This window comes from Oscillospiraceae bacterium (assembly GCA_031265355.1).
GTDB lineage: Bacteria > Bacillota > Clostridia > Oscillospirales > UBA929 > JAIRTA01.
Genome location: JAISCT010000032.1, coordinates 48849 through 60674 on the forward strand (window position 1 = coordinate 48849; position 11826 = coordinate 60674).

Sequence of the window (11826 nt, forward strand, 5' to 3'; positions counted from 1 at the left end):
AAAAATCTGCAACATTCTGCTTTATATGAACGGAATGCACGATTTTCGTCTGTGCACTCCGAATGATACCTATATTATACAGGGTTTTTTTTGCAAAATCAACCGGCTTCCCTGTTTTTCTTTTTTCAGGAATTTTTGTCTTTCCACAAAAATTTTTATGGACGCTACCAGAGCGTCCATAAAAGGCTGGCGTATTCGCGGATGAAGCCGGCGATTTTTAAATAGAGATACGGCGTTGGAGCGGAGACTGCAACGGGTATCCAGCCCTGCCGCCGCGCCAACAGGCGGGCACGGTAGAGATGAAATTCATTGGAGACGACGGCCACGCGCAACGGCCCCGCGGGCAGCAACGCGGCGGAAAATCGTATGTTCTCCTCCGTACTGGTCGAGGCTCCCTCCCTGCGGATACGCTCCGTCTCCACCCCACGGCGCACAAGATAGCGGTGCATGGCCTCCGCCTCGGAGATGCTCTCGCCCGGCCCCTGCCCGCCCGACACGATCACCGGCACTTCCGGGTGCCGGCGCAAATAGTCGGCCGCCGTCTCCAGCCGGGCCGCGAGCGCCGCAGAGGGCGTCTCTCCATGCAGCCCGGCGCCCAGCACCAGCACACAGTCCACCGGTGTATCCGGGTCGCTGTGCGCACCGGACCAGATCAGCGCCTCCACCGCAAAAAAACTCAGCAAAAGGAGCAGGAACAACCCCTGCATGACCCGGCGCGCGGCGTGAGCCAGACGGCGCCACCGGGTGCGGCGGCCCAACAGCGCGGTCAGACCGTAGACCGCGAGCGCCGCCGCGCTCAACCACAGAAGCCGCGCCAAAAACGAGAGCCCCGGAATCCATGTAAACGCCACACCGATTGCGGCAGCCGACGGCGCCCAATAGAGCGCCCACAACGAGGGGCGCTCAGAGACGCCGCCCTTTATTTTCCATTTTTTACTATTTTTATCGCGGCCGTCTCGCGGCGGCCGCCGAACGGGCCCCGCCACTGCGCATCCTCCCCTTTCGCCGCCGGTGCGGGGTTCACACCGCGCTACACCTCGCTCAGGGACAGCCACGCCTCAAGCAGGGCGTCGCGCGCTTCTGTAAGCGCGCTCTGCTCCTCAAGCAGGGCGGTCAAGACCCCGGCGTCGGTAGCGCAGCGCGCCATCTCCTCCTCAATCGCCCGCAGGCGCGCCTCCCGCTGTCCGATCTCGTTTTCCAACCCCCGCAGACGCGCCTCCCGCACCCGCTGTTCCCGACCCCGTTTGGGCACTGTGTCCGCGGGTGCGGACGTCCCAGGCACGGGCTCCGCCCGCTTCGTCCGCTCGGGTGGGGGCTGGGCGGCTCGGGCTCGGTACTCGTCGAAGGTGCCGCAAAAATCTTCCACACGGCCGTCCTCTCCGAAAACCCAGAGCCGCGTGGCAAAGCGCGCGATGAAATAGCGGTCATGCGAAATGAAGAGCAGTGTCTCTCCGTAGGCCGCCACCGCCTCCTCCATCCACTCGCGCGAGCGGATGTCCAGATGGTTCGTCGGCTCGTCGAGCAGCAACAGATTGACCTGATCTTTCATCAGCAGGCACAGCATCAGCCGGCTTTTTTCACCGCCGGAGAGACTTTCCACCTGTTTGAATACGTCGTCGCCCCGAAAATAAAAGCGCCCCAGCCGATCGCGCGCGCCCTGCGGCGTCTCGTTTTGTTCGTAAAGCAGCGTGTCCAGCAGCGTGCGCTCCGGGTGGGCAAAACGTACGGCCTGCGGCAGATACGCCTGCCGCACCGAGGGACCGCGCCAGATCTGGCCGGCGTCCAGCGCCAGTTCGCCGGCCAGCACGCGCAGCAGTGTTGTCTTGCCGGCGCCGTTGGCGCCCAAAATGCCGACGCGTTCCCCGCCGCGCACATCCAATGTGACGCCGCGAAAGAGCAGGCGACCGTACGATTTCCCGATGTCGTGCAGGCGGAGTACGTCGGCCGCCCGGAAGGCGGTCTCTCCAAACCGGACGTGGAAAGACCCCAGCGCGGCCGGCGGCCGGCCGGTCGCCTCGACCCGCTCGGCCCGCTTCTCGATGGCAAAGGCCCGGCGGTGCAGTTTGGCGTTGCCGCCGGCGTAGTCGTGCATGCGCCGAGCCGTGGCCAACAGGCGGTTCTTCTCCCGCTGTTCCCGTTCATAACGCTCCCGCTGCACCTTGACGCGCGCGGCTTTCTCCCGCGCATAATCGCTGTAACGGCCGGTGTAGCTTTCGGCCCGGCCCGCCTCCAACTCGATCACGCGCGTGGCGACGCGGTCCAGAAAATACCGGTCGTGAGAGACGACCAACAGGGTGTTTTTGTCCCGCGCCAGGTACGCCTCCAGCCATTCGACGGACTCGATGTCCAAATGGTTCGTCGGCTCGTCGAGCAGCAACAGGCCGGGATCCGTGAGAATCAGACAGGCCAGCGTCACCCGCGTCTTCTCTCCGCCGGAGAGGGTATCGAAGGCGCGGCCGTACAGGTCGTCGTCAATCTGCAGCCCCGTCCGCACGCGGGCCAGCGGCGTCTTCATGTCAAACCCGCCGCGCATCTCAAATTCGGTGGTCAGTGCCCCATAACGCGCCAGCAGCGCCGGCGTGTGGTCGCTTTGCATCTGCAGCGCCAGCCGCTCAATCTCGTCTCTCAGCGCGATGAGCGGCCGAAAGGCCGTACGCAACACATCGCCGGCCGTGTACCCGAGCGGGTAGGCCGGGATCTGCGAGAGCACGCCGACGCGCCGCCCGGCCGCCACCGACACCGTGCCCCCGTCGGCTCTCTCCTCCCCTGTGAGGATGCGCAGCAGCGTCGTCTTGCCGGCGCCGTTGGCGCCGACCAGCGCGACCTTTTCCCCGCTGTGAACCTCCATCGAGAGACCCAGCAGCACTTGATTGTCCCCATAGGCTTTGCCGAGTCCCGATACCGCGATTTCGATCATACCGCGCGCTACCGCTGCCGGATCTTCCCGAGGAAGAACAGCGCCACCGTACCCGGACCCGTATGGGATCCGATGACGGCGCCGATGTAGTTGATGATGACGCGCCCCACCCGGTACCGTTTGCAGACCTGATCCGCGACATACTGGGCGTCCGCCTCGCAATCGCTGTGGCTGATGGCGATCGCGTCAAACTCCGTGTCGTCCACATATTCCCCCATCCACTCGACCAAACGGTCCAGCGCGTGGCGGCGTCCCCGCTTCTTAGAATCCACAATCAATTTCCCCTCGTGGTTCACGTAGATCATCGGCTTGATCCCTATCAGGGTGCCCATCATAGCCGAGGCGCGCGACACGCGTCCGCCCCGATGCAGGTGCATGAGGTCGTCCACCGTGACCAGATGGTTGAGGCGCATCTTGTTCTCCTCCACCCAGGCGCGCACCTCGTCGAGCGAGCGGCCCGCACGCACTTGGCAGACCACATAGTCCATCAACAGCCCCTGCCCAAGAGAGGCGCACAGGCTGTCGATCACCACGGTGCGGCGGTCCGGATATTTCTTCGCCAGTTCTCCCGCCGCCATGCAGGCGCCCTGACAGGACCCGGACAGTCCCGAGCTGAACGCGAGATACAGGATATCCCGCCCCGACGCCAGCACCGGTTCAAACGCCCGCGTGTAGTCCTCCGGGGTAACCATCGATGTGGTCGGCATGGCTCCCTCGCGCACGGTCCGATAGAAGTCCGCGTATGTCATGCTCTGCCCGGCGTCGTCCGGCACGGTTTTGTCCCCAAAGGAAAAATAAATCGAGAGCATCGTGAGATCGTGCGCCCGATAGTAGGTGTGCGGCAGGTCGCTCCCGGAATCTGTCATCAACACATACGACATCTGGCTGTCTCTCCTCGCATGATGAAATGGGTGGTTCTGAGGGCGGCCAAACGCCGCCCTCACGGCTGCGGATGATGAAAAACAGAAATCGTCCTCTCGGGAGAGGGGGGCGGTTGGGGACGCTACGGTCTTCATTATATAGAAATTCAGGAGACCTGGCAAGCATTTCGGCACAAAAACGGGCGCCGCGAGAGAATTGCTCCCGCGGCGCCCGTTTTTGTGCCATTTTGTAAGCGCAAGCTGGGTGACGTACTGCCTTATGATTCGTACAGCGTCTTCATGCGCTCCAGGCGGGCGAACTTTTCGGCGGCGGCCTTCTCCGCGGCCGCGAACAGCGTCTCGGCTCTCTCCGGAAAGGCGCGCTGGAGAGATGCGTAGCGCACCTCGCCGCGCACAAAGTCGCCATAATTGGCGCTCGGCGCTCGGCTGTCGAGCTGGAACGGGTTCTTCCCCGCCTCCCGCAGGCGCGGGTCGAAGCGGAACATGTGCCAGTACCCGGCTTCCACCGCAGCCTTGGTCTCGGCGATGGAGTTGCCCATGCCGCCCTTCAGACCATGGTTGATGCAGGGCGCGTAGGCGATGATGAGGGACGGTCCCTTGTAGTTCTCGGCTTCTGTGATGGCCTTGATCGTCTGGTTGTAGTTCGCGCCCATCGCTATTTGCGCCACGTAGACATACCCGTAGCTGATGGCGATCTGCGCCAGATCCTTCTTCGGCTGCGTCTTACCGGCCGCGGCAAACTGGGCCACTTGGCCGATCTGAGACGCCTTCGACGCCTGACCGCCGGTGTTGGAGTAGACCTCGGTGTCAAAGACAAAGATGTTCACATCCTCGCCCGACGCGATGACGTGGTCGAGCCCGCCAAAGCCGATGTCATAGGCCCAGCCGTCGCCGCCGAAGACCCATACGGACTTCTTGACCAGCATGTCGGCGTCGATCAGCGCCTCGCGCGCCAGCCGGCAGGCGTCGCAGTCGCAGGTTTTCCCCTCCCATTCGGTGCCCGTCAGATCAATCCCGTCGCGCAGCGCGGCCAGCAGCGCCTCGGAGGCCGTCTTGGAGACCTCTCCGTCGTACAGGACATCCAACCAATCCTGGCCGGCTTTTTTCAGCTCCGGCACGCACCAATCGACGGCAATGAGCTTTCTCACCGTCTCGGCCAGCCTCTCGCGGCGCTGGCCGATGCCAAGGGCCATGCCATACCCGTACTCGGCGTTGTCCTCAAAGAGGGAGTTGGCCCAAGCCGGGCCCTTGCCCTGCTTGTTGACCGTGTAGGGCGTAGCCGGCGCGCTGCCGCCCCAGATCGACGAGCAGCCGGTGGCATTCGCGATGTACATGCGGTCGCCGAAGAGCTGGGTGATGAGACGGGCGTACGGCGTCTCGCCGCAGCCGGCGCAGGCGCCCGAGAACTCCATCAGCGGCTGCCTAAACTGGCTGCCCTTGACCGTAGTGGGGGCGAAGGCGGCGATCGTCTTTTCGGAGACCTTCTCAAAGGCATAGTCATATTGTTCCTGCACCGCCGTCTGACTCTCCAGCGGACGCATGACCAACGCCTTCTCCTTAGCCGGGCATACATTGGCGCAGGAGCCGCAACCGGTGCAGTCGAGCACGGTCGGGGTGATGGAAAAACGGTAGTTCTCGCAGCCCCGACCCGTCATCTTGACCGTCTTAAACCCCTCGGGCGCGGCGGCGGCCTCGTCGCCGTCCAACACAAAGGCGCGGATCACCGCGTGAGGACAGACATAGGCGCACTGGTTGCATTGGATACAGTTGGCCGGGATCCACTCGGGCACATCCACCGCGATGCCGCGTTTCTCGTGGGCGGCGCTTCCCTGCGGGAAGGTACCGTCCTCCGCGCCGGCGAACGCCGAAACCGGCAGTGCGTCGCCAAGCTGCGCATTGACCGGCGTCAGGATGTTTTTTACAAACCGGACGATCTCTTCCCGGTCCCCCCGAACATCTTTGTGGACGATCTCATCCTGCGCGTCTTTCCAGGAGGCGGGCACGTCGATTTTCTTCACATGTTCTATGCCGGCGTCGATCGCGGCGTGGTTCATCGCCACGACCTTTTCACCTTTCTTGCCGTAAGTGGCCACCACGGCGTCCTTCATGTATTTTACGGCGTCATCGATCGGAATGATCCCCGTGAGCTTGAAGAAGGCGGCCTGCAAAATCATGTTGATGCGCCCGCCGAGACCGATTTCGCGGGCCAGGCCAATGCCGTCCACCGTGTACAGCGTGATGCCGCCCGCGGCGATGCAGCACCGCATGGAACCGGGCAGACGCGCCTCCAGCTCGTCCACATCCCAAGCGCAGTTCAGCAGGAACGTGCCGCCGGGCTTCACGTCCTCCACCATCTTGTATTTGTCGACGTAACTCGGGTTGTGGCAGGCCACGAAGTCCGCCTTCGAGACAAAATAAGTGGATTTGATCGGCTTTTCGCCGAACCGCAGGTGGGAGACGGTCACGCCGCCGGACTTTTTGGAGTCATAAGCGAAGTAGGCCTGCACTTTGAGGTCGGTGTGGTCGCCGATGATCTTGATGGAGTTTTTGTTGGCGCCCACCGTACCGTCCGCGCCGAGACCCCAGAATTTGCAGGAGACCGTGCCCTCTGGCGTCGTGTCGTGGTTCTCATCCAGCGGCAGCGACAGACCCGTCACGTCGTCACAGATGCCAATTGTGAAACTGTTCTTCGGCGCGCCGCTCTTCAAATTGGCGTAGACGGCAAAGATGTTGCTGGGCGGCGTATCTTTGGACCCGAGCCCGTAGCGGCCGCCCACCACGCGCACGCCCGCGCGGTCGGAAGCGGAGAGCGTCGTGACGACGTCGAGGTAGAGCGGCTCGCCCAGCGCGCCCGGTTCTTTCGTGCGGTCCAACACGGCGACGCTTTTGACCGTCTTCGGCAAGACGCGCAGGAACTTCTCGCTCACCCAGGGGCGGTACAGCCGCACCTTGACAAGGCCGACCTTCTCACCGCGGGCCGCCAGGAAGTCGATGGTCTCCTCGATGGTGTCACACACGCTTCCCATCGCCACGATGACCCGGTCGGCGTCGGGCGCGCCGTAGTAATTGAACAGCTTGTAGTCGGCGCCCGTCTCGGCGTTTACGGCGTCCATGTAAGCCTCCACGACAGCCGGCAGGGCGCTGTAATATGTATTGCAGGCCTCACGCGCCTGGAAGAAAATGTCAGGGTTTTGCGCCGTGCCGCGCAGTACGGGGTGGTCGGGATTTAACGCGCGGGCGTGGAACGCGTCCACGGCCTCGTGGTCGAGCATCTTGTCGAGGGTGTCGTAGTCCCACACCTCGATCTTCTGCATCTCGTGAGAGGTGCGGAAGCCGTCGAAGAAGTGCAAAAACGGCACGCGGCCCTTGATGGCCGAGAGATGGGCGACGGCGCCGAGATCCATGACCTCCTGCGGATTGGTCGCAGCCAGCATCGCAAAGCCGGTCTGACGGCAGGCCATGACGTCGGAGTGATCTCCAAAGATCGAGAGCGCATGAGAGGCCAGGGCGCGGGCCGAGCAATGGATGACGCCGGGGAGCAGTTCACCGGCGATCTTGTACATGTTGGGGATCATGAGGAGCAGGCCCTGCGAAGCCGTAAAGGTGGTGGTCAGCGCGCCGGCGGCGAGCGAACCGTGCACCGCGCCGGCGGCCCCCGCCTCCGACTGCATCTCGGCGACGCGAACTGTCTGCCCAAACACATTTTTCTGCCCCGAAGCCGCCCACTTGTCCGCGAGTTCCGCCATCACCGAAGATGGTGTGATCGGATAGATGCCCGCCACATCGGTAAATGCGTAGGCGACGTGCGCCGCCGCGGTGTTTCCGTCCATTGTTTTTTTCTTTCTTGCCATACGACGTTTTCCTCCTTGGTAGAATCTTCACACTTTTTGGGGAAATCTCATCCAAACTGATTCGCGAGGTGGGCTGCAAACGACCCAAAAACACCCCGCCCTCGGCGGGTCAGCGCGGCGCGCATGTCTGACACTCTCACTAATCTCTCATATTTTATCATCATTTTCCGGCTATGTAAACCGAAAAGCAAAAAAAAGAGAAATGTTTGAACGCATTAACAATTGTCGGTATTTTCCCGGTCAATGAGAAGGTTACGGCACATGACACAAATTTTTCTTTACTTTCATTGATCTTCCTTCTATAATAAACATACAAGTCACGACAAGTCGGAAGATGAAAGGGGACATAAGCCATGAAAAAAAGCATCTGTCTGTTGCTGGCGTTGGCGTGCCTGTTACTGTGCGCCGGCCCGGCGGCACTGGCCGCGCCCGACAAGATCCGCGTATTTCTGGACGGCGAGGAGATCATTTTCGACGTCGATCCATTCATTGAGAACGGTCGGACATTGGTCCCGGTGCGCGCCATTGCGGAGGCGCTGGGCTGCCTCGTCGACTGGTACCCCGAGTCCGACATGGCCGTGATCACTCCGGACCGCCGCGCGGGTCCCACTCTGGCAATGGCCCTGGGGGTCGACATGGCCTATGTGGACGATGAATCTGTAGCGCTCGACGTGCCCCCTCGGCTCGTGGGCGGGCGCACTTTTGTCCCGCTCCGTTTCCTGGGAGAAAGCTTCGGCCTTGGCGTCGAGTGGGACAGCGACGCGCGTTTCGTTCTGCTCTCCGACCCAGTACGCATCCCGCTTTTGGAGGGCAAGACGGCTTCGGAGTCCTTCTCTCCGCTAAACGGTCAGTTCCTTATTAATATGCCGGCGGGGACACGGGACGTCCCCCTCACGGCCACCGACGTCATGGGGCCCGCCCCGTCCAACGACAACGAAACATGGCTCATACTCTCTGCACATAACCAGACGATGGAGGTGTACGCGTCCTCGCTCCTGTGCACCAGCACGGGCGATCTCCGGGAGGACGCCCGGCTGGCCCAGTTCGACGAGAGTTATCAATACGCCGACGTCAAGACCGTCGGCGGCGGTCTCTCCTACCTCGTTTTCACGCCGCAGACGCCGGCGGTGTCGGACCAGACCCTGCTGGGCGGCGCTCTGCTCCGTTTTGCCGACAACATGCTGGCGATGGTCGCCGTGTTCGTCGACGCCAACGCCTTCACCCACCGCGAGAGCTGCGTCAATATGACATCGGCCATCCTGGACTCGATCCGAGTGGGTACATACACCCCGGACATCTCCGCGCGGACCGTCTCATTTGACGATTTCAGCATCCGTCTTGAGAATGACTACGTCTATTACAAAGAAATCGGCGCCGACTTCGACGTGGTGTACGTCCGGAAGATCGTACCCATTGGGCAGGATGCGCCGGTCTTTGGTATTTACTCGGGTCTCTATCCCTCCTTCAATCCGGACGGGCTGCCCGAAACTACCCTATCCGACACTCTTCTGGGGCAGTCCGTCAAATGGTACGGCAACCTGACAAACGGCGCCGTCGACGAGTCAACGACGCTTGAGATCATGGTCGGCCCCCTGGCCGGCGGCTCCTACAAACACGGCTTCGCCAAGCCCTTCACGCCCCAAGACTGGACAGCCATCCGACGGATGTTCCGCTCCATGAAACTGCTCACACCGGCGGCGTAACGTCGGGGACCACAACAGGCGAAACAAAACCAAGAGCAAAAGGCTCGCGAATACTTTGTGTATGCGCGAGTCTTTTGCCGTCTGAATGTTTATGGTTCAGGTGTCAGAAATCTCGCCCGCCGCCGGCCGGCGATTTATGCCGCTCTGTTTTCAAAACGTTTCACGTGTGCGCTTCTACCGGTATGAATCCAAACGCCGTTACATCGAACAGCCCCATATCGGTCAGCTTGAGCTCGGGAATAACCGCCAGCGACATAAAGCACAGCGTCATCACCGGCTCCACATCACGGCTGATCCCCAGCACATTGCGGGCCGCGTCGTGCAGATCCGTGAGCTTCCTGTCCACCCACTCACCCGTCTGGTCGCTCATGATCCCGCCAATGGGCATGGGCATGCCGTCGATCACCTTGCCTCCCTGTACCAGCACTACGCCGCCATTTTGATCCATCAACCGCTCCACCGCAAAGGCCATCTCCTCGTTGCTCACCCCCACCACGATGATGTTGTGGGAATCATGCGCCACCGACAGGGCCACCGCACCGCGCCGGATGCCGTAGCCGCGCAGCAAGCCCACCGCCACATGGCCCGTGTACTGGTGGCGCTCCACCACAGCCACCTTGGCAATATCCGCCTCCGGTACAAATATGAAGTCGCCCTCCGCGTCCCGCTTCACCACGGCGGTTTCTTTGCGGGTCACCACACTGCCCGGGTTGACGCCGATGACGTGGACCTTGTCCGACCGCAGACGCAGCTTCAGTTTGTCTATATGGAAGTCCTTCACGTGGAAACTGCCGGAGACCGGCTCGATGCTTCGGCGGACGACAGGCAGCAGATACCGGCCGTCCCGCGCCACCTCGCGGCCCTCGATGAAGACCCGGCGCACCTGGAAATCCTTCAGGTCATCCAGCAACACGATGTCGGCCCGCAGGCCCGGCGCGACGGCGCCCCGGTCATACAGACGGAAACACTCCGCCGCGTTCAGGCTGGCCATCCGGATGGCGGTGACGGCGTCCACCCCCTCCTCCACGCAGATGCGCAGATGATCGTCCAGATGGCCGCGTTCCAAAATGGTCTTGGGCTGTCGGTCGTCGCTGCACAGCAGGCAGCGGCGGCTGTTCTCCCGCGTGACGCCTTTTAACAGGCGCCGCAGATCGTGGCAAGCGGACCCCTGGCGCAGCAGTACATAGAGGCCTCGGGCAATCCGGTCTTGCATCTCCGCAACAGTGGTGCATTCGTGATCGGTGTGTATCAGCGCCGCGGCGTAGGCGTTCAGGTCCTTGCCGGACACGGCCGGGCTGTGTCCGTCTATCGGTTTACCCGCCCTGTGGGCCACCAGCAGTTTGTCCAGCACCTCATCGCGGCCGGCCACCACGCCCGGGTAGTTCATGAACTCGCCCATCCCCAAAATGCGGCTGTCTCCCATGGGCGCCTCCATGGCCGCCGCATCGACGACGGCGCCCGCGTGTTCAAACGCGGTGGCCGGCACGCAGGAGGGCAGCATGTAGCGGATATCCAGCGCCGTCTCCTCCGCGGCGGCCAACATGTAGCGGAGCCCTTCCAGGCCGCACACGTTCACAATCTCGTGCGGGTCGGCGATGATCGTAGTGCCCCCGTGGGGCGTCAACAGCCGCCCGATCTCCTCGGGGCTCACATAGGAGGATTCGATATGGATGTGGCTGTCAATGAACCCGGGCGCCGCATATTGGCCCCGGGCTTCCACCACCTGCACCCCCTCGTAGGAGTCGCCCACACCCGCGATATACCCGCCGCACAGAGCGATATCGCCCTCGGTCACGCACCCGCTGTACACGTCCACCACTTTGCTATGTTTGATCACCATATCGGCAGGCCGGCGCCCGGCCGCCACGTCGATCAACCGTTTAAGCGCTTGCTTTTCCATCTTGTCCTCCTTAAAAGGCAACCCCAAAAGATCCCGCGCTAGACAGCGCCGGATCTTTTTTCACGAATGAAATGCGCACTTGTCAATGGGCAAAATGAAAACTTCTCCAAAACACTTACCCTCGACGAGCGAGGGCGGCTCGTCGGACATCGGAGACCACCCCCACTCATGCGAACGGCGGACACACGTACGCTTGAGGTGCGTATGCCGCAAGGTGTGTTTAAATCCACATCGCTCATGCGAGCGGTGACGTCATGGCGATGGCTTGCAGGTTACTGAAAGATAATGTTTCAATCCACACCGCTCATGCGAGCGGTGACGGCGAACGCGGCGGGAATCCTGACAGGGGTGACGCCGTTTCAATCCACACCGCTCACGCGAGCGGTGACAGTCGTGTTTATGCGCAGCGAAAGCGAGATTGCCCGTTTCAATCCACACCGCTCACGCGAGCGGTGACTAGTGTACTGTATCATTGATATCCACGCATACTATTTTCCGCTAATTCTACGCTATAGGGTTGGCCCAAACTTAGGATACAAGGATATCAATCTCTTGCGTGAATCCTTAGTTCTGA

The 11826-nt window shown here is 61.8% G+C and carries 6 protein-coding genes; 1 reads left to right on the forward strand and 5 read right to left on the reverse strand.

Features of this window, described 5'->3' with window-relative positions:
- Positions 1-164: 164 nt before the first annotated feature.
- The 4 genes from LBK75_04645 to nifJ form a co-directional block, all read right to left on the reverse strand.
- Positions 165-986: a YdcF family protein gene (locus tag LBK75_04645; protein ID MDR1157581.1), complete on the reverse strand. Its 822-nt coding sequence runs from the start codon at positions 984-986 to the stop codon at positions 165-167.
- 44 nt (positions 987-1030) lie between these two features.
- A complete protein-coding gene (locus LBK75_04650; GenBank protein ID MDR1157582.1) occupies positions 1031-2917 on the reverse strand; it encodes an ABC-F family ATP-binding cassette domain-containing protein in 1887 nt (628 codons plus the stop codon).
- Between the two features lie 8 nt (positions 2918-2925).
- Entirely contained in the window at positions 2926-3798 is an 873-nt protein-coding gene (locus tag LBK75_04655) for a DegV family protein (GenBank protein MDR1157583.1), read from the reverse strand.
- Positions 3799-4055: 257 nt separating this feature from the next.
- A complete protein-coding gene (nifJ, locus tag LBK75_04660) occupies positions 4056-7649 on the reverse strand; it encodes a pyruvate:ferredoxin (flavodoxin) oxidoreductase (GenBank protein MDR1157584.1) in 3594 nt (1197 codons plus the stop codon).
- A gap of 353 nt (positions 7650-8002) precedes the next feature.
- On the opposite strand from nifJ, the gene LBK75_04665 reads away from it, so the two are divergent.
- Entirely contained in the window at positions 8003-9352 is a 1350-nt protein-coding gene (locus LBK75_04665; GenBank protein ID MDR1157585.1) for a copper amine oxidase N-terminal domain-containing protein, read from the forward strand.
- A 160-nt stretch (positions 9353-9512) separates the two neighbouring features.
- Here LBK75_04665 and ade read toward each other — a convergent pair whose 3' ends face one another.
- Complete coding sequence (ade, locus tag LBK75_04670) at positions 9513-11252, reverse strand: adenine deaminase (protein ID MDR1157586.1); 1740 nt, start codon at positions 11250-11252, stop codon at positions 9513-9515.
- Positions 11253-11826 lie beyond the last annotated feature (574 nt).